This window comes from Xanthobacter agilis, from assembly GCF_021730435.1.
GTDB classification, from domain to species: domain Bacteria; phylum Pseudomonadota; class Alphaproteobacteria; order Rhizobiales; family Xanthobacteraceae; genus Xanthobacter; species Xanthobacter agilis.
In genome coordinates, this window is the sequence record NZ_JABWGX010000007.1 from 26,551 (window position 1) to 43,984 (window position 17,434).

Sequence of the window (17,434 nt, forward strand, 5' to 3'; positions counted from 1 at the left end):
ACGTGGGTGGCCGGGTCGGTGGATGTCGCTTTCAGAAGCCTTCGAGCACCAGCTTGCCGCGGGTGCTCCCGCTCTCGATCGCAGCATGGGCGTGCTTCAGGGTCGCGGCGTCGATGGGGCCCAGGGTCTCCACCAGGGTGGAGCGGACGCGTCGGGCCTCCACGAGGCCCGCGACCTCGGCGAGCAAGGCGCCCTGGGCCGCCATGTCCGCCGTCTCGAACAGGGAGCGCGTGAACATGAACTCCCACATTGGTCGTGAAGCTGAGGCCCGCCAGGAGGATGGATGGAAGGTTCTGGGCTACGATGCCGCCGGCGTCGTGCGCGGCGGGTGCCTGTTCCCTGCTGGGCGCTTTGCGCGATTTGCCGTGGGACGATGCGACGGAAGTCCTGCCGGCGGCGGTGACGGCGCTGGGCATCGTTTCACATTCTCCATCGCGACCGGAATCGGCCTCGGCTTCATGACCTATGTGGGGGTGAAGGGAAACGCGGGACGATGGCGCGAGATCGGTGGCGCGGTGTGGGTCGTCGCCGTGGCCTCGGCGGCGATGCTGGCTCTGGAATGAAGACGAGGGCGGGGCGCCGCCCCGATCCCGCTTCGGCTGGGCGCTTTCATGTTGCGCCGGGCAGGGCCGTCGCAGGGACGCGGAACGCAAAGCGCGATTCGGGCGCCGCGCATCGGGCTGCGACGCTGACCTAACCTCAGCTGAGGGGGATTTCCTGCGTTTGGGTTCCGCTGTCCGTGTAGATGTTCTTGATGGCGACGCCGCTTCCGTCATGGCTCAAGGTCACGACAGTCGGTCCATTGGGGATCGTGATTCCAATGGAGAACTGACCAAAGGCGAACGATCCGTCCGAACCGCGGGTATAGATGACACCGCTGATGTTCCGTGTGCGCTGGAGCTCTCCGAAACCGTCCTGGATATCACCGGGAGCGATGGAGATGATCGAAACCGCGCGGCTGATCGAGTTCGTCACGGATGCGATCTTCTGCTTCAGATACTCGACCATCCGGTCGTCTGTCGCGGAATGCAGGTCCGCTTGGTAGCCCTGCAGTTCCTTCTCGAGCGAAGGCAAGGTGTTGAGTGTCTGGTTGAAGGTGATGATCGCGTCGATCAGCATATCCTCGTTTGTGATCGACAGCTTCTTGGAGCGCATCACCGACGAGGCGGTGGCGCTGCCGAGATCGGTAGAGGCCTTCGCTTCGGTCACCCCGCCGACCGCCGAGGCCTCATCGGTCGCGTTGGTGTTGGCGATCCAGGCGTCGGTGGCCAGACTTGAGCCCCTCAGCCATGCCGGGCTCGACTTCGCCGCGATCTGGTCGTCGAGCGCCTTGACCGCCTCCGTCGCCGCGCCGCTCGCGGTCGTCGCGAGATCCTGTCCGGTCGGTCGGGAGGACAGGAGGCTCATGGCGGAATCGACACTCGTCACCATTGCGCTCCTCCTCGGAGTCTGGGAATCGGCGGGCACGTCATGTGCCGACAGATCCGGAAACCAGCACCAACGTCATGTTGGCAGCGCGAAAGATGATGAAATATCTCGATAAGACGTTACGATACCACAGACGCAGGCATCTCCGCAGCCGGAAAATGCACGCAACGGGGATTTCCTGCGTGAAATTCGGATGCGTGCGCGCGTCGATCCTGGGCCGCGCGACGGGCAAGCCCGTGCGATGCATGTCCGGGCCTTCCCTCCCGCGTCATGTTCGTGTAGATGACCCCCCAACTGGCGTGCCCGGTTCTTCGGCCGCGGCGCGAACATGATGGATTCCATGCAAACGGTTCTGATCGTCATTCACCTGTTGGTGGTGCTCTCGCTCATCGGCGTGGTGCTGATCCAGCGCTCCGAAGGGGGCGGGCTCGGCATTGGCGGTGGTGGCGGCGGTGGCGGCTTCTTCACGGCGCGTGGCTCGGCCAATGTGCTTACCCGCGCCACGGCCATTCTGGCGCTGCTGTTCTTCATCACCTCGCTCAGCCTGACCATCGTCGCGGGCTGGGGCCGGGCGCCGCGCTCCATCCTGGCACCTGCCGGGCAGAGCCAGGGCGCGCCGGGTGTCCCGCAGAGCGGCGGGACCATCCTCGATCAGATCCGCCCGCAAGGCGGCGCGACCGAGCCTGGGCCGACTTCCGCCCCCGCCGTGCCGGTGCCGGCGGCTCCGACCGGTCCGCAGGTTCCGCAGTCCCGTTAAGCGTGTCGCCGCGGCAAGATCGCGGCGCCGTTCCTTCTCCACAGGCGAGGCGAGGCCGGATCCGGCTTCGCCCTCGCCGAATCGCGTTTGCACGAGGTAAGGTTTAGGCCCATGGCGCGCTATATCTTCATCACCGGCGGCGTCGTGTCTTCCCTGGGCAAGGGCCTCGCCTCCGCAGCTCTGGGCGCGCTCCTCCAGGCGCGCGGCTACACGGTTCGCCTGCGCAAGCTCGACCCATACCTGAATGTCGATCCGGGCACCATGAGCCCGTATCAGCATGGCGAGGTGTTCGTCACCGACGACGGGGCCGAAACCGACCTGGATCTCGGCCATTATGAGCGTTTCACCGGTCATCCGGCGACCCGTCAGGACAACATCACCACCGGCCGCATCTATCAGGACATCCTGACCAAGGAGCGCCGGGGCGACTATCTGGGTGCCACGATCCAGGTGATTCCGCACGTCACCAACGCCATCAAGGACTTCGTGCTGGAGGGCAACGAAGGCTTCGATTTCGTGCTGGTGGAAATCGGCGGAACGGTGGGCGACATCGAGGGGCTGCCCTTCTTCGAGGCCACGCGCCAGCTCAAGAACGAACTGCCCCGCGGCCACGCCATCTTCATTCACCTGACCCTGCTGCCCTACATTCCCTCCGCCGGCGAGGTGAAGACCAAGCCCACGCAGCACTCGGTGAAGGAGCTGCGCTCCATCGGCATCCAGCCGGACATCCTGCTGTGCCGCACGGACCGCGAGATCCCGCGCGAGGAGCGGCGCAAGCTGTCGCTGTTCTGCAATGTGCGTGAGAGCGCGGTGATCGAGGCGCGTGATGTGGACAACATCTACGCCGTGCCCTCCGCCTATCACGCCGAGGGCCTCGACAAGGAGGTGTTGGCCGCCTTCAACATCGAGCCGGCGCCGGCGCCCAACCTCAAGCGCTGGACCGACATCGAAAAGCGGGTGCGCAATCCCGAGGGCGAAGTCACCATCGCCATCGTCGGCAAGTACACGGGGCTGAAAGATGCCTACAAATCGCTGATCGAAGCGCTCGCCCATGGCGGCATCGCCAACCAGGTGAAGGTGAACCTGGATTGGATCGAGAGCGAGACCTTCGAACGCGAGGACCCGACCCCGTTCCTGGAACATGTGCACGGCATTCTGGTGCCGGGTGGCTTTGGCCAGCGTGGCGCCGAGGGCAAGATGCGCGCGGCGCAGTTCGCCCGCGAGCGGCAGGTGCCCTATCTCGGCATCTGTTTCGGCATGCAGATGGCGGTGATCGAGGCGGCGCGGAATCTCGCCGGCATCGAGCGGGCCAATTCCACGGAATTTGGTCCGACGCCGGAGCCGGTGGTGGGCCTTTTGACCGAGTGGCTGAAGGGCAATGAGCTCCAGCGGCGCACCGAGGCCGGCGATCTTGGCGGCACCATGCGCCTCGGCGCCTATGCCGCCCGTCTGGAGCCTGGCAGCAAGGCCGAAGCCATCTATGGCAAGCGCGACATCTTCGAGCGCCATCGCCACCGCTATGAGGTGAACACCGCCTATCGTGAGCGGCTGGAGCAGCATGGCCTGAGATTTTCGGGCATGTCGCCGGATGGCCTGCTTCCGGAGATTGTCGAACACCAGAATCACCGTTGGTTTGTCGGCGTACAGTTCCATCCGGAGTTGAAGTCGCGCCCGTTCGAGCCCCACCCGTTGTTCGCGTCCTTTATTGGCGCGGCCAAGGAGCAGAGCCGCCTCGTCTGAGGTGCAGGTCCGGCAAATCGTTGCGGGCGCAACGATCACCGCAGTGGTAGCGGTGTGGTGCCGGACGGGAACGCGGGATCCCGGCGCGTGAACGCGGACGGGACCGCGGATTTTCATTTCGCAATCCGGGCCGCCTGCGGCTAAGCTCGCACCCAGGAGACGGGGCGCGGGCAGCGTGCGGCTGTGGCCTTCAGGTCGCCTTCCGTCTTTCGGCCGTCCGAAGACGCGTTCACGCGCGCGTCGGCGAGATTTGTCGCGGCCATTCCGGGCATCATGCTCGATGCATTGAACGCGTGTTCCAGGTTCGACCTCTGCACGAAGCGCGCCGGGTCGAACATCCTCGAAACTAAGGAGATGCCATGCGACGCGGCCTCGATCACGTGGTTCACCTCGTTCGGGACATCGACGCGGCTGGCGAGAGCTACGACCTGCTGGGTTTCACGGTTGGCGCGCGCAATGCGCACCCCTGGGGCACGGAAAACCGCATCGTCCAATTGCCTGGATTTTTCATCGAGCTTTTGCAGATCACCGATCCGTCCAAGATTTCAGCGGCCGCGCCCGGTCATGTTTCGTTCGGCGCATTCAACGCCCATTTTCTTGCCACCTGTGGCGAGGGATTTTCCATGCTGGCATTTGAGGGGACAGACGCCGCAGCGGAAAAAGGCATTCTCGATCAGGCGGGTTTCGGCGGCTTCGAAACGGTGGATTTCTCGCGAAAGGCGCACCGGCCCGATGGGCTGGATGTGGAAGTGAGCTTCTCACTCGCTTTTGCCAATGATCCGGCCTCCCCTGATTTTTCAGCCTTCATCTGCACACAACATCATCCGGAAAATTTCTGGTCGGCCGACTTCCAGCGCCACGCGAACATGGTGTCAGGACTGAAAGGCGTCGTGCTGGTTGCTGATACGCCGGTGGAGCACCAGCGGTTCTTGAATACGCTCTGCGACGTGCCGGTGCTGCGCGCCCGTGACGACTGGTACGTCGCCCAGACCCCGCGTGGCGAGATCGACGTGATGAGCCGGCCGCTGTTCACGGAACGCTATGGCGTGGCCGCTCCCAAAGGCCCCGGCTTGCGGGTGGCCGCGGTGCGTTTCGCCTCCAGTGGGGCGGAGGAACTGCGGCGGGCGCTGGCGGCCCGGCGCATGGTGGAGGAAACCATCGCGGGCATGGTGGTGGTGCCGCCGCGCGCGGTTGCGGGCGCCACCTTGGTGTTCGAGCAGACTGAATCAAAAAGCGCATAGCACTTCACATTTATGCGGCGCCCGATCTGGCCGTACGCGCTGGATCGGGTAAAGGAGAGGCGCGGGGACAGCCGGTCCCCGCCGGGCGCGGACGGCCGCGCTGCTTTCCCTCGTGCGGCGGGGACGACCTCGCCTCCCAGGTGTCGACCCCATGGCATGGGCGTATCTGTTCGCCGCCGGCCTCACCGAAATCGCGTGGGCTATCGGCTTGAAGTATTCGGAAGGCTTCACGCGGCTGTGGCCCAGCGTGTTCACCATCAGCGGAATCGGTGTCAGCCTGCTCCTGCTCTCCCTCGCGCTGCGGGGGATTCCCATCGGCACCGCCTATGCGGTGTGGGCGGGCATCGGCACCGTTGGCACGGCGCTCGCCGGGATCATCCTTTATTCCGAATCGACGGACCTTCTGCGGCTCGCCTGCATCGGACTCATCGCGGCCGGCATCGTCGGGCTGAAGCTCGTCACCCCTTGAGCGAGCCGTGTGGTCGCGGGTCGTGCATCCGTGTTCCACGCCCGTGTTCAACGCCCGTGTTCAACGCCCGTGTTCAACGCCCCTTGCCTCGCGGTAGGGCGCGCGGTCTTCTGCGCCGTGCGGAGGTGAATGGACCGGTCCTCCGCTGGGGAGGCGCCGATGATTGCCCGTGTCGTGAGGTTGCTTGTGCTGGCGGCGCTGCTGGTGTGGTCCCCTGGGGTCCGTGCCGACTGGGTGTCCGCCGGTCCCATTTGGAACAATGCCGATGCCGAGGGCAAATGTCAGCGCGCATGTGGTGCGAACATCTGGGACGGCAATTGGAAAACCGTGGTGCCGGGCCAGGAGGCCATGTGTCGGTGCCAGCCGGCCGCGATGCGCGGAGAGAGCCATGGCCGCGCTGTCGAGATCGAAGCTGGGCCGATCTGGAATGACGCCGATGCGGCGGGCAAGTGCGCGCGCGTGTGTGGCGGCATGAACTGGTGGAACGGGCAATGGCGCACCACCATTTCAGGCCGGCAGTCGGTCTGCGGGTGCGTGTGGGACCGCTCTCAGAATCCGCGCGGAGGAACGATCATACCGGTGGACGCCGGGGTGATCTGGAATGAGGCCGAGGCGGAAACCATCTGCCCGCGCATCTGCGGCGGGTCCGATCGCTGGGATGGCAATTGGCGCACCCTCTCTCCGGGCCGTTCCACCTGCGATTGCCGGATGGGGCGCTGATCGACGGCTCATGCCCGGCCGACTGCGCCGCCCGCGCGCAGCCTGAGCGCGGACGCGCCAGGATCGCCCGGAATCAACGACCTCAATTGGGCGCCAATGGCGTTAGTTGGGCGCCATGAGTTCGCCGCGTGCCCGATCATAGCGCCACATGGCGCCGGGCATGACCTGGAAGCCGCCCATGGCGCGCTCCACTGTGTTCTCGCAGGCGTGGTCGAAATGCCCCTTCAAGGCCGCGACGCCGGCCTTGGTGAGGCGAATCTCGGCGGCGGCATAGGCGCGATAGGTTCGCTCGGCCGGGCTTCCATCGCCAGGGGAAAAGGCGAGCGCGCTGCATTCGTTGGTTTGGAATGGCAGGCCGGCGATCAGCGGTTCATGGGCGAAGGCAAGCCCGTCGAGGCGCAGGAAAAAGGGCAGGTCGGCGAGAAACTGGGCTTCATCCATGGAATGCACGGCGGCGAACACATGTGCCACCTTGCGCGGCCCGTCGGCCAGATGTTCCAAGATGCGTTGCTCGGTCAGCGAAAGGCCGGAGCGCGGCGCCGGCAGTTCGGCGAGCAGGCGCCGCAGGGCAGGCGCAAGAAAGGGCAGGGCCTCGTGCTGCCGCATGGCGAAGGCGGCAAGGGTGGTGGGTGTCGGTGCGGTGAAGGCGTCCCAGGCCTCGCGGGCGGTTTCGATCTGTACCGCTGTGACCGGGGCGCGGTGATGCTCCAGGTCCTGGATCTGGCCCGCCTCCATCACGCCGATATAATGGTCGGCCTGCACCAGATGGAGGCCCATGCGCTCCGGCTCGTGGGAGAAATAGTGCAGCAATTGGATGAGCTGGAGCTGATCATAGAGATCATGCTCGAACCACAGCTCGACCTCGCCATAGGCCGAATGCACGTCTAGCTGGGCGTCGCGATGGGCGAAATCCGCGCGCACGCTGTCGAGGGGCAGGCCGAGCGCGGCGGAGAGGAAATCCGCCCGCGCATCGGAGACATTGTCGAGCACTTCGCCGGCGGGGACCGGACCATCATGCAGCATGTCCTGCCACGGCAGCAGGTGGCCGGCGATGTGCGCCGCCTTCAGGCGCTCCACGGCCGCATCCCCGTTGGTGACGATGAGCTTCGGCATGAACCTCTCCTCCTGCGGCCCGGCGCGAGGGCTCAGCCACGGCCGCGATACGGCGCAACCCCCGTGTCCGGTAACCACGCGCCGGAGGGAAGGGTTCCGCTCTGCCAGAAAACGTCGATGGGGATGCCACCCCTTGGGTACCAATAGCCGGCGATGCGGAAGAAGCGCGGCCCGAGCAGATCCACCAGGCGCTTGCCGATGGCGACCGTGCAGTCCTCGTGGAAGGCGCCATGGTTGCGGAAGCTGGCGAGATAGAGCTTCAGCGATTTGGATTCCACCAGATATCGGTCGGGCACATAGTCGATCACCAGATGGGCGAAATCCGGCTGTCCGGTCACCGGACACAGGGATGTGAACTCGGGGCAGGTGAAGCGGGCGACGTAGTCGGTATCGGCATGGGGGTTCGGCACGCGGTCGAGCACCGCGGATTCGGGCGAGGGGGGCAGCTCCGTCTTGGCGCCGAGCTGGAGCGGACGATCGGTCATGGGGGCAAGGGTCCTTGAGGCGCGCCCGGAAGGCGCCGTTCGGCGGTGTTGTAGATCACGCCGGCCGTTTGCCCAACAGCGCCTGTCGTCCCGTCCGAGACTTGCGCCAATCAGCGGAACAGGAAGAAGCCAATCACCGCGCAGCCGCCGATGAGGGGCAGGGGGTTCATGCGTGTCGCCAGCAGAATGCCGCACACGCCGGCGCAGAGCAGGGCGCTGTCGAACCCCGTCAGCGTGCCCTTGCCGATGGAGATCGCGCCCGCCAGCAGCAGGCCGATGGACACCGGCGCGAGTCCGCGCTGAATGGAGGCCCGCCACCGCCAATGGTCGAGCCGCTTCCACAGTCGTCCCACCCACAAGGTGAACAGCCCGGTCGGCAGGAAGAACGCCAGCACCACCACCAGCGCACCGACCGGGCCGGCGACCCATTGGCCCACGCCCGCGATCATCATCATGTTGGGACCGGGCGCCATCTGGCCGACGGAATACAGGTGGATGAGCTGGGGAAACGTCATCCAGTGGTAGGTATCCACCACAAGCGTCTTCATTTCCGGAAAGGCCGCCATGCCCCCGCCGACGGTCAGCAGCGAGAGATAGGCGAACACGGCGATGAGGCCGAACAGCTGGTTCACGGCTGGTGCCCTCCCGGCGGCAGGCGGTCCGGCCGATACCAGAAGATGGCCAGGGCGCCCACCACCAGCAGCACCAGCAGCACCGATTGGTGCAGCACGTTCACGCCGATGACGGTCAGCGCGACGAAGGCGAAATCGGCCCAATGGATGAGGGTCTTGCGCCCAAGCTGGATGGTCACGGAGAGCACGAGGCCGACCGCCGCCGCCGAAATGCCGTGCAGCGCCGCGCCGATGCCCACATGGGTGCCCTGGGAGGCGGCATAGGCCATGGCCGCCGCCATCATCAGGATGCCGCCGGGCAGGCAGATGCCGGCCAGGGCGACGGCGGCGCCGGCGGTGCCGCGCAGCCGGTCGCCGACCAGGATCGCCATGTTGGAGGCATTGAGCCCCGGCAGGGTCTGACAGATGGAGAGCAGTTCCAGGAAGGTCTCGTCGGCGATCCATTTCCGCCGCCCGACGAGGCCGGTACGCAGATAGGCGACCACGCCCCCGCCGAAGCTGGTGGCGCCGATGACCAGAAAGCCCACGAAAATCTCGGTGAGGCTCACCTGCGGCACATCGTCCACGGGGGCATCGCGCTGCGGCTGCGAGGCCGGGACTGCCGGCGGCGCGGGCGTGTCACTCATGGCTTTGCGGCGGGTTGCCCTTGAGGCGGTAGACCGCCGCGGTCTTGGTGGTGCCGAGCAGGATCCAGTCCTTGGCCTCGTCCTGGAGGGCATGGAAGAAGGCGGTGCTGCGCTGGATCGCCTTGGCGCTCAGGTCCTCCCGGCGCAGGTAGTGCACCTGATAGGCGAACTCGCCCACGAGCTGGAACTGCTCGCCGCGGGTGCGCCAGACCGAGACGTTGCACGGCGCGATCATGCCCTTGCCGAAATCGAGCGTGCCGAGCTGCTGGAGCACCTCTTCCACCGCCGTGTGATTGACCAGCTCGACGTGCTCGCCGGAGTGCTCCAGGAGCGTGCCCAGGCAGGGGAAGACGCGGGTCAGGGTCTCCGGCGCGGTCGGGTCGGCGACGCCACGCGGGTGGTAGGGAAATTCCACATTGTGGGAAAACAGCGACCGCACCCCGCCGAGATGATTCTTCAGGGGCAGGATTTCTTCCTTGAATTTGATGCGGTAATTCCCCGCAATCTGCGGGCGGACGTCGAGCGCGGCCGCCGTTTCCATGTCCGGATGGCGGAATTTGAAGACGATCTCCGGGTCGCCGACCGGGAAACCATCCTCATAGGTGAAGCGGCGACGCAGAATGAAGGCGTTGTTGTAGAGCAGGAAGTCCTTGGTATCGAGGAACAGGACCTCACGGATCTGCGGGTGCAGGCCCCGCGCTGGTCGCGGGTCGAAATCGACACCCTCGCGTTTTGCAACACGCGCGACGATCTTCGCAAAATCGAAGAAGCTCTGCACCGAAGTAAAGCGCAGGCCCTGGAGAATAATTTTTGCTTCGAGGTAATGAACGTCGTCGAACGGATGCCCATCAGCGTAGAGCCGTTCCTCACCGTCAGCAATGGCGGGCGTCATTTCGTCGTTGCTCATGGCCCCTTCCCCTTAGATCGGAATCATGGACGGCCGGCGTCGTTGCGTGGATGGCTTATCAACCCCAACGCGCAAAGTCCAAACGGATTGAGGGCGGTGGAATAAACGCATCTGCCTTCTGTGCCCCTTTGGGCGTCCCCTTCGAGGTCCTCCGGGGCGGGGCGACCGCCCCTCCGGCATTTTCGCGATACAAAGAGCGGCGGAAATGATCTAGAAGCGGCGCGCCGGACGGCGCGTCATCTGCGGCTGCGGAAGATGCCCCCGGCGCAATGGCTTTGCGACGGTGCAGACGCGTGGAGGCGGAACGGCCGCCTTCCGGCATCCGGCGCGCGCACGAGATGAGGGAAGGACCGTTCATGACCGCCATCGTCGACATCATCGGCCGGGAAATTCTGGACAGCCGCGGCAATCCGACGGTCGAAGTGGATGTGGTGCTGGAAGACGGCTCCGTCGGCCGCGCCGCGGTGCCGTCGGGCGCCTCCACCGGCGCCCATGAGGCCGTGGAACTGCGCGATGGCGACAAGGATCGCTATCTGGGCAAGGGCGTGCTCCAGGCCGTGGATGCGGTCAACGGCGAGATTTACGACGCCATCGGCGGCTTCGAGGTCGAGGATCAGGCCCATCTCGACGCCACTTTGATCGCGCTCGACGGCACGCCCAACAAGGCGCGCCTGGGCGCCAACGCCATCCTGGGCGTGTCGCTGGCCGCGGCCAAGGCCGGTGCCCTCGCCAATAACCTTCCCCTTTACCGCTATGTGGGCGGCGTGAATGCCCGCACGCTGCCGGTGCCCATGATGAACATCGTCAACGGCGGCGCCCATGCGGACAATCCCATCGACTTCCAGGAATTCATGATCCTGCCGGCGGGCGCCGGGTCGTTCGCGGAAGGCCTGCGCTGGGGGGCGGAGATCTTCCACACCCTGAAGAAGGGCCTCAAGGACGCCGGCCACAACACCAATGTGGGCGACGAGGGCGGCTTCGCCCCCAATCTCGCGTCCGCAGAGGCGGCTCTCGACTTCGTGTTGAAGGCCATCGAGAAGGCCGGGTTCAAGCCCGGCGAGGACGTTTATCTGGGTCTTGATTGCGCCTCCACAGAGTTCTTCAAGGACGGCGCCTACAATTATGAGGGCGAAGGCAAGGTGCGTGATGTCGAGGCCCAGGTGAAATACCTGGCGGATCTCGTCTCCAACTATCCCATCGTGACCATCGAGGACGGCATGGCGGAGGACGACTGGGCCGGCTGGAAGCTGCTCACCGACGCCATCGGCTCCAAGTGCCAGTTGGTGGGCGACGACCTGTTCGTGACCAACGTGGAACGCCTGTCGCGCGGCATCAAGGGCGGCGTGGCCAATGCCATCCTGGTGAAAGTGAACCAGATCGGCTCCCTCACCGAGACCCTCGACGCGGTCGAGATGGCGCACAAGGCGGCCTACCGCGCCGTGATGTCCCACCGCTCGGGTGAGACCGAGGATTCCACCATCGCCGATCTCGCGGTGGCCACCAATTGCGGGCAGATCAAGACCGGCTCGCTGGCCCGTTCGGACCGCACCTCGAAGTACAACCAGCTTCTGCGCATCGAGCAGGAATTGGGCGACACGGCCCGCTATGCGGGCAAGGCGGCCCTGAAGGCCCTGGCCTGAGATGCGTCCGCGCCCCTTCCTGCACAGGGAGGGGCGCGTTCAGCGCTCCACCCGTTCCCAGCCGTGGGGCGAAAGACGCTCCTGGGGCAGGTAGCGGCGCTTGTAGTCCATCTTGTGGGAGCCCTCGACCCAGTAGCCGAGATAGACATAGGGCAGGCCCATGCTTCTGGCCCGCGCCACATGGTCGAGAATGAGGAAGGTGCCAAGGGACCGGTGGGGCACCTGCGGATTGTAGAAGGAATAGACCATCGACAGGCCGTCCGAGAGGACGTCCGTGAGCGCGACCGCCAGCAGGTCGCCGCTGCCGCGACCGAGGAAGCGCGAATCGACATTGCGATTGCGATATTCCACGAGGCGGGTGTCGACGTGGGTGTCCTCCACCATCATGGCGTAATCGAGCACGCTCATGTCGGCCATGCCGCCGTCCCCGTGCCGGGTGGTGACATAAGCGCGGAACAGGCCATATTGCTCGGAGGTCGGGGAGGGCGGACGCAGCGCCCCTATGAGATCGGAATTGGTCGCCTGCACCCGGCGAAAACTCTTGGTCTCGTGAAAATCGTCCACGCAGATGCGCACCGACACGCAGGCGCGGCAATTCTCGCAGGCAGGGCGATAGGCGATGGACTGGCTGCGCCGGAACCCGCCCTGGGTGAGCACATCGTTGAGGGTCGCCGCCCGTTCGCCCACAAGATGCGTGAATACCTTGCGCTCCTCCCGGTCGGGGAGGTAGGGGCAGGGGGCGGGCGCCGTCAGATAGAATTGCGGCGTGTCGCGTGGATGCTCGCTCAAGGTCCTCTATCCTTAACTCAGGACAGGATCGCCGGAGCGGGACATCGCGTCAAAGGCGAAATGGCCGCTGCCGTCAATTTCATTGAATGCGCCGCAACATGGACGCCCTCGCCGGGGTGTTCACCACCACCGTCCCGGCCACGAAATCGTGCAGCAGGCGACGACGATCATTCAACAGCGGCACGATGAGCACCAGCGGCGTCAGGGCGCTGATGGAGACCCAGAACAGCACCGCATGCACCGCCCCGAGCAGGGAATAGCAGGGGGCGCCGTACCAGGTGCGCATTTCGATATCCATCAGCCGCATGCCCAGCGTCGCCGAGGCGGGCGAGCCGAGGGTGATGGCGTTATAGGCGATGGCCCAGACCACGAACGCAGGGCCGAGCAGGGGAAACAGCAGCCACCCCAGGCTCAAGGTGACGATGCCGAAGATGAAGATGAACACCGCCAGCCCGACGATGGGGCCGAGAATCATCATCACATCCACGCAGAAGGCGATGAGCCGCCGGGACAGCACGCCCTCGAAATATTCCGGCTGCGTCACCGGGTCGAACGCATGGGGCTTCGGTCCGTCCGCGGCGCCCGGATAGGGATCACGGTAGGGATCGCGATTGGCGTCGCCGGCGTTGCTCATGGGGCGGGGCTCCTTCGCTTCTCAACGTGGTGCTCCCGCTTCCTGTGCGCAAGGGACGGAGCCTCACCAGTCGGCACCGCCGGCCCCCAGCCGCTGCACCGGCAGGCCCTCGGCCTCCAGCGCCTTCTGAATCATGTCCGCATGGGCCTGGTCGCGGGTCTCCACCGTGAGGTCGAGCCGGGTGCCCTTGGCCGGCACGTCGAGGAAGGTGCGCCGGTGGTGCACCTCAAGAATGTTGGCGCCGAGCTTGCCGAGCAGGGTGGAGATGCGCCCCAGCATCCCCGGTCGATCCAGGATGGTGAGGCGGAAGGAGACGATGCGGCACTCCCGTTCCAGTTCGCGCATCAGGATGCCGGCGATCATGCGGGGATCGATGTTGCCGCCGCACAGGACGAGGCCGACCGTCTTGTCCTTGAACCGTTCCGGCTCGGTGAGGAGGGCGGCAAGCCCCGCCGCCCCGGCGCCCTCGGCCAGGGTCTTCTGGTGCATGAGGAAGGCGTTTACCGCCCGCTCCAGGGCCGTCTCGTCCACCAGCACGATGTCGGGCACCAGCCGGCGGATGATCTGCGAGGGCATCACGCCCACGTTGCGCACCGCGATACCCTCGGCCAGGGTCGGCCCGCCGCAGGGGCGGGAGATGCCGGTCAACGCGCTCCACATGGCGGGGTAGAGAGCCGCCTCCACGCCCACGATCTCGGTCTGCGGCGCGCGGCCGGCAAAGGCGAGGGCCATGCCGGCCAACATGCCGCCGCCGCCGATGGGTACCACCACCGCATCGAAGCTCGGGCCGTCCTCCATCATCTCAAGGGCGATGGAGCCTTGGCCGGCGATCACGTCCCGGTCGTCATAGGGATGAACGAACACTCGTCCTTCGGCCTCGGCCACCCGCTCGGCCTCGGATTGGGCATCGGCCACCGTTTCCCCGAACAGCAGCACACGGGCGCCGAAGGCCTCGGTGGCGCTGACCTTTACCTGCGGCGTGGTCTCCGGCATGACGATGGTGGTGGAGATGCCGAGCCGTGACCCGTGATAGGCCACCGCCTGGGCATGGTTGCCGGCCGACATGGCGATGACGCCACGCTCGGCCTCCTGGGGCGTGAGGCGCGAGAGCTTCACCAAGGCCCCGCGCTCCTTGAACGAGGCGGTGACCTGGAAATTCTCGTATTTCACCCACACGTCGGCGCCGGTGAGGGCCGAAAGCCGCGGCGCGCGCAGGGTCGGCGTGCGCAGGATGGCGCCGGCCAGCAGCGGGCGGGCCGCCTCCACGTCGGCGAGGGTCACGGGCAGGTCGTCGGTGATCGGGGCGGGATGGAGCTGCGGCATGGGCGTTCCTTCGCCGCGGATCGGTGCCGTCGGCTATTGTTATCGTTGGGGGCCGCCTCCGCAAGAGACTGGCGCCGGCCACCGAGCGGCGGAAGGCCCGTGCGAAAAAGCTGGCCGGAGGCGCGGGAGGCTTTGTGCCTCCCGCGTGATGCTTTGTCTCAGCCGGCGGCGAGGCGTTCCGCCATGCGTGGGGCGAAATAGGTGAAGATGCCGTCGGCGCCGGCGCGCTTGAATGCGGTGAGGCTCTCCAAGACGATCCGCTCGCCGTCCACCCAGCCGTTGCGGATGGCGCCCTCGATCATCGCGTACTCGCCAGACACCTGATAGGCGAAGGTGGGCAGGCCGAAGGTCTCCTTCAGGCGCCAGACGATGTCGAGATAGGGCAGGCCGGGCTTGACCATCAGCATGTCCGCGCCCTCCTCCACATCGAGCGCGGCTTCGCGCAGGGCTTCGAGCCCGTTGCCGGGGTCCATCTGATAGGTGCGCTTGTCGCCGGAGAGGGTCTTGGCGGTGCCGATGGCGTCGCGGAACGGACCATAGAAGGCCGAGGCATATTTCGCCGCATAGGACATGATCTGCACGTCGGTGAAGCCGGCGGCATCGAGCCCGGCGCGGATCGCTCCGACGCGACCGTCCATCATGTCGGACGGGGCGATGATGTCAGCCCCCGCTTCGGCCTGGACCAGAGCCTGGCGCACCAGGATGTCCACCGTCTCGTCATTGAGAATGCGCCCGTCCTCCAAGAGCCCGTCGTGGCCGTGGCTGGTAAAGGGGTCGAGGGCGACGTCGGTGATGAGACCGATCTGCGGCACCTCGGCCTTGATGGCGCGCAGGGTCTGGCACACGAGATTGTTCTCGTTGAGCGCCTCGCTGCCCTCCGGGTCGCGCAGGGTCGGGTCGATGTAGGGGAAGAGGGCCAGCGCCGGGATCTTGAGCTTGGCAGCGTGCACGGCGGCGCGCACGGCCTCGTCCACGGTCAGGCGCTCCACCCCCGGCATGGAGGCGATGGGCGCGCGCGCGGCCCGTCCTTCCATCACGAAGATGGGCCAGATCAGGTCGTCGACGGAGAGGCTCGCCTCGCGCACCAGGCGGCGCGACCAGTCGCTCTTACGGTTGCGCCGGGGGCGCTGCACGAGGTCGAGCCGCGGCGTGCCGGTGGGTTCCGGAACCGGGTGGATGCGGGGCGAGGTGAAGGCCATGGGGTCAGCTCTTGTCTTTCTGCGGCGCGGGGTGGCGCCTCGGCGGCCGGGGCCGGCGGAGGGGGTGTTATAGCGCCGCGCTCCCCGGCCGGCGAGAGACGCGGCGCGACCCGATGTCTCACGATTGCGCGGCTGCTCCTGTCCCCGCGGCGGCGTTGACGCTGGCCACCGCCCCGTCTAACCCTCCCAGACCCGCTATGGGTGGTTTCGAAGAGAGGCGCGCATGGAGAACCGGCCGGAACCCGAAGTCATCCTGGAGCGGAAGGGCGAGGCGGGCGTCATCACGCTCAACCGGCCGAAGGCGCTCAATGCGCTGAACCTGCCCATGGTGCGCGAGATCCTGCCGCGGCTGCGGGAGTGGGCGAAGGACCCCGCCATCACGCGCGTCATCATCAAGGCGGTAGGGGAGAAGGCGTTTTGCGCCGGCGGCGACGTGCGCACCCTCTATGACCTCGGCCGCGCCGGCCGCACCGCCGAGGCGCTGGATTTCTGGCGCGAGGAATATGTGCTGAACCACTATATAGGCACCTTTCCGAAGCCCTATGTGGCGTTGGTGGACGGCATCTGCATGGGCGGCGGCTTCGGCCTTTCCGCCCATGGCGCGCACCGGGTGGCGGGCGAGCGCTACCTGTTCGCCATGCCCGAGGTGAACATCGGTCTGTTTCCGGATGTGGGCGGAACCCATGTGCTGCCGCGCCTGCCGGGCGCCTTCGGCGTGTTCCTGGCGCTGACCGGCACCCGCATCCGCGCGCCGGAGGCGTTGGCCTGTGGCCTCGCCACGGCCGTTGTTCCATCCTCCGTCTTCCCGGCGCTGGAGGAGGCCCTGCGCGCGGGCGGTGACGTCGCTACCACCATTGCCGCCCATGGTGTGCAGCCCGCGCCGAGCGCCTTCGCCGATCGGGCGGAGCTCATCGCCGACCTGTTCTCGCGTGGCAACCTTCCGGCGATTCTCTCCGGTCTGGACGAGACCGCGGCCGGCGGCGGGCCGTTCGCGACGTTCGCCGCCACCACGGCGCAGGACATCCGCGCCAAATCACCCACCAGCCTCTCCATCGCCATGGAGCAGATGAAGCGCGGGCCGGCGCTCGACCTCGGCGGCTGCCTGAAGGCGGAATTCCGGGCGGTGACGCGGGTGGCCGCCGGACACGACTTCTACGAAGGCGTGCGGGCGGTGCTGGTGGACCGGGACAATGCCCCCCGTTGGCAGCCGGCAAGCCTCGCAGATGTGGACCCGAACATTATTGCGGCCCATTTCGATCCCATCCCCCATGAGCTTGAGCTTCTGGCACCGGGCGCATGAGCCACTACGATCCCATCGATGCCAGCGCCCGCGCCCACTGGGAGAGCCTTTCCCCTTGGCGGCGGCGCCTGTTCCTGTTCCTGCGCGGGGTGGCGCTGTTCCTGCTCGTCGAGGGCGTCATCCATTGGGTGGTGATTCTCGGCATCGGCGAGGGCACGCCCTCCTGGTTCGAGGAGCTGCCGATGGCCGCACAGGGGGCGGTGATCTGGGCCGCCATCATCGATCCCATTGCCGGGGTGGGGCTGTGGCTGCGCGCCGGCTGGGCCATCGTGCTGTGGCTGATCGCGACCCTGACGCAGGCGGTGCTGGCCGCCTGGGCGCCCTCGGGCATGACGCCGCTGCTGCTGTTCACCCTGGTGGAGCTGGGGCTCGTGGTGGCCTATGCGGTGCTCTCCATCCGCGCCGCGCGGGAAAGCGACGAAACCTGACGA

21 protein-coding genes are annotated in these 17,434 nt (G+C 66.4%); 9 read left to right on the forward strand and 12 right to left on the reverse strand.

The window, feature by feature from the left end:
* Positions 1 to 31 precede the first annotated feature (31 nt).
* Positions 32 to 238: a zinc-binding dehydrogenase gene (locus HUW53_RS06625; protein ID WP_370877784.1), complete on the reverse strand. Its 207-nt coding sequence runs from the start codon at positions 236 to 238 to the stop codon at positions 32 to 34.
* On the opposite strand from HUW53_RS06625, the gene HUW53_RS06630 reads away from it, so the two are divergent.
* Complete coding sequence (locus HUW53_RS06630) at positions 237 to 563, forward strand: hypothetical protein (protein ID WP_237344966.1); 327 nt, start codon at positions 237 to 239, stop codon at positions 561 to 563. The two genes, HUW53_RS06625 and HUW53_RS06630, sit on opposite strands and share 2 nt — an antisense overlap.
* A gap of 136 nt (positions 564 to 699) precedes the next feature.
* Here the strand turns inward: HUW53_RS06630 and HUW53_RS06635 are convergent, their stop codons facing one another.
* Positions 700 to 1,431 carry a hypothetical protein gene (locus tag HUW53_RS06635; protein WP_237344967.1) on the reverse strand — a complete coding sequence of 244 codons (732 nt, stop codon included), beginning with the start codon at positions 1,429 to 1,431 and terminating at the stop codon, positions 700 to 702.
* Between the two features lie 337 nt (positions 1,432 to 1,768).
* On the opposite strand from HUW53_RS06635, the gene secG reads away from it, so the two are divergent.
* Entirely contained in the window at positions 1,769 to 2,185 is a 417-nt protein-coding gene (secG, locus tag HUW53_RS06640) for a preprotein translocase subunit SecG (protein ID WP_237344968.1), read from the forward strand.
* A 111-nt stretch (positions 2,186 to 2,296) separates the two neighbouring features.
* Entirely contained in the window at positions 2,297 to 3,925 is a 1,629-nt protein-coding gene (locus tag HUW53_RS06645) for a CTP synthase (protein WP_237344969.1), read from the forward strand.
* Between the two features lie 140 nt (positions 3,926 to 4,065).
* On the opposite strand, the gene HUW53_RS06650 is transcribed toward HUW53_RS06645, so the two are convergent.
* A complete protein-coding gene (locus tag HUW53_RS06650; RefSeq protein WP_237344970.1) occupies positions 4,066 to 4,305 on the reverse strand; it encodes a hypothetical protein in 240 nt (79 codons plus the stop codon).
* On the opposite strand from HUW53_RS06650, the gene HUW53_RS06655 reads away from it, so the two are divergent.
* The 3 genes from HUW53_RS06655 to HUW53_RS06665 all read left to right on the forward strand — a co-directional run bounded on the left by HUW53_RS06655 (position 4,285) and on the right by HUW53_RS06665 (position 6,355).
* Positions 4,285 to 5,166: a VOC family protein gene (locus HUW53_RS06655; protein WP_237344971.1), complete on the forward strand. Its 882-nt coding sequence runs from the start codon at positions 4,285 to 4,287 to the stop codon at positions 5,164 to 5,166. The genes HUW53_RS06650 and HUW53_RS06655 overlap by 21 nt on opposite strands.
* Positions 5,167 to 5,317: 151 nt before the next feature.
* Positions 5,318 to 5,635: a DMT family transporter gene (locus tag HUW53_RS06660; protein WP_237344972.1), complete on the forward strand. Its 318-nt coding sequence runs from the start codon at positions 5,318 to 5,320 to the stop codon at positions 5,633 to 5,635.
* A gap of 159 nt (positions 5,636 to 5,794) precedes the next feature.
* A complete protein-coding gene (locus tag HUW53_RS06665; protein WP_237344973.1) occupies positions 5,795 to 6,355 on the forward strand; it encodes a mannan-binding lectin in 561 nt (186 codons plus the stop codon).
* 102 nt (positions 6,356 to 6,457) lie between these two features.
* Here the strand turns inward: HUW53_RS06665 and HUW53_RS06670 are convergent, their stop codons facing one another.
* The 5 genes from HUW53_RS06670 to HUW53_RS06690 all read right to left on the reverse strand — a co-directional run bounded on the left by HUW53_RS06670 (position 6,458) and on the right by HUW53_RS06690 (position 10,118).
* Positions 6,458 to 7,468 carry a hypothetical protein gene (locus HUW53_RS06670; protein ID WP_237344974.1) on the reverse strand — a complete coding sequence of 337 codons (1,011 nt, stop codon included), beginning with the start codon at positions 7,466 to 7,468 and terminating at the stop codon, positions 6,458 to 6,460.
* A 32-nt stretch (positions 7,469 to 7,500) separates the two neighbouring features.
* Positions 7,501 to 7,953, reverse strand: coding sequence for a preQ(1) synthase (gene queF / locus HUW53_RS06675; RefSeq protein ID WP_237344975.1), 453 nt, complete (start codon positions 7,951 to 7,953; stop codon positions 7,501 to 7,503).
* A 110-nt stretch (positions 7,954 to 8,063) separates the two neighbouring features.
* Positions 8,064 to 8,585 carry a chromate transporter gene (locus tag HUW53_RS06680; protein ID WP_237344976.1) on the reverse strand — a complete coding sequence of 174 codons (522 nt, stop codon included), beginning with the start codon at positions 8,583 to 8,585 and terminating at the stop codon, positions 8,064 to 8,066.
* Complete coding sequence (locus HUW53_RS06685) at positions 8,582 to 9,211, reverse strand: chromate transporter (RefSeq protein ID WP_237344977.1); 630 nt, start codon at positions 9,209 to 9,211, stop codon at positions 8,582 to 8,584. Before HUW53_RS06685 ends, HUW53_RS06680 begins: the two co-directional genes overlap by 4 nt.
* A complete protein-coding gene (locus HUW53_RS06690; RefSeq protein WP_237344978.1) occupies positions 9,204 to 10,118 on the reverse strand; it encodes a hypothetical protein in 915 nt (304 codons plus the stop codon). Before HUW53_RS06690 ends, HUW53_RS06685 begins: the two co-directional genes overlap by 8 nt.
* A 356-nt stretch (positions 10,119 to 10,474) precedes the next feature.
* Between HUW53_RS06690 and eno the strand changes: the two genes are divergently transcribed.
* Positions 10,475 to 11,758, forward strand: coding sequence for a phosphopyruvate hydratase (gene eno / locus HUW53_RS06695; protein WP_237344979.1), 1,284 nt, complete (start codon positions 10,475 to 10,477; stop codon positions 11,756 to 11,758).
* A 39-nt stretch (positions 11,759 to 11,797) separates the two neighbouring features.
* On the opposite strand, the gene HUW53_RS06700 is transcribed toward eno, so the two are convergent.
* The 4 genes from HUW53_RS06700 to hemB all read right to left on the reverse strand — a co-directional run bounded on the left by HUW53_RS06700 (position 11,798) and on the right by hemB (position 15,703).
* Complete coding sequence (locus HUW53_RS06700) at positions 11,798 to 12,547, reverse strand: arginyltransferase (RefSeq protein ID WP_237344980.1); 750 nt, start codon at positions 12,545 to 12,547, stop codon at positions 11,798 to 11,800.
* Positions 12,548 to 12,626: 79 nt separating this feature from the next.
* A complete protein-coding gene (locus tag HUW53_RS06705; RefSeq protein ID WP_237344981.1) occupies positions 12,627 to 13,181 on the reverse strand; it encodes an RDD family protein in 555 nt (184 codons plus the stop codon).
* A gap of 63 nt (positions 13,182 to 13,244) precedes the next feature.
* Entirely contained in the window at positions 13,245 to 14,504 is a 1,260-nt protein-coding gene (locus tag HUW53_RS06710) for a threonine ammonia-lyase (protein ID WP_237344982.1), read from the reverse strand.
* 158 nt (positions 14,505 to 14,662) lie between these two features.
* A complete protein-coding gene (gene hemB / locus HUW53_RS06715; protein ID WP_237344983.1) occupies positions 14,663 to 15,703 on the reverse strand; it encodes a porphobilinogen synthase in 1,041 nt (346 codons plus the stop codon).
* A 223-nt stretch (positions 15,704 to 15,926) separates the two neighbouring features.
* On the opposite strand from hemB, the gene HUW53_RS06720 reads away from it, so the two are divergent.
* Positions 15,927 to 17,003: an enoyl-CoA hydratase/isomerase family protein gene (locus HUW53_RS06720; protein WP_237344984.1), complete on the forward strand. Its 1,077-nt coding sequence runs from the start codon at positions 15,927 to 15,929 to the stop codon at positions 17,001 to 17,003.
* Complete coding sequence (locus tag HUW53_RS06725; RefSeq protein ID WP_237344985.1) at positions 17,000 to 17,431, forward strand: DUF6163 family protein; 432 nt, start codon at positions 17,000 to 17,002, stop codon at positions 17,429 to 17,431. The genes HUW53_RS06720 and HUW53_RS06725 overlap by 4 nt, the downstream gene beginning before the upstream one ends.
* The last annotated feature ends 3 nt before the right edge of the window (positions 17,432 to 17,434 follow it).